The organism is Thalassotalea sp. G20_0 (genome assembly GCF_017744175.1).
Lineage (GTDB): Bacteria > Pseudomonadota > Gammaproteobacteria > Pseudomonadales > Endozoicomonadaceae > Endozoicomonas.
The window spans coordinates 1-583 of sequence record NZ_JAGHQV010000463.1 but is presented as its reverse complement, the minus strand read 5'-3'; the positions used below and the strand labels follow the sequence as shown (position 1 = coordinate 583).

The 583-nt window shown below is 52.7% G+C and carries 1 protein-coding gene; it reads right to left on the bottom strand.

Features of this window, described 5'->3' with window-relative positions:
- Positions 1-583 (bottom strand): hypothetical protein (locus tag J7438_RS27060; protein WP_209279106.1); only part of this gene is annotated, 583 nt, incomplete at both ends.

The following is a 583-nucleotide window of genomic DNA, read 5'->3' as shown; positions in this document are numbered from 1 at the left end:
AGGTTTCAACCGTGCTGTTCACCGCCGTGGTGTTGGCAACCGTTCCTCTAACCTCCCCTCCCCCAATGCCCGCGTAAGCTCTGTAACCCCAAGTGGAAATACGAGCATTTTCGACCCGGACACCAATAACTGTGCCATTAACATCAACAACACAGGCTGCTACCCCAGTCACCTTCGTGGAATTTATTATATTGGCACCAGTCAAGTGAAGGTCACTGATGCTGCCTTTCAGAGTGCCAACAAAGCAGTCAGGCAGGTCTCTGATGGTACGGCACTGCCCATCGTACTTCCCGGTGAATGGGTGGGTATCATTGCCAATGGATTGATAGTCTTGAGTGGCAACAATATCCGCCGTCTGTTGGTATGTACCGTTCAGTGGATAGCCGGGATCCCGACCAATCTTGCCCAGGGTTTGGGTATCGTTAATCTTTATGGCTTGTGAACCCTCGGCAATGACATCCGAATTGGCATAGTGAAAAGAGCTGGCCAGCGTACCAAGTGCAAGCAGTCCTCTGGTTCCCTGACTCCCTTGATAGCGGGCTGGGGATGGCTGTTGAAGGGGTGCGTCTTTCGAGCCGGGTTC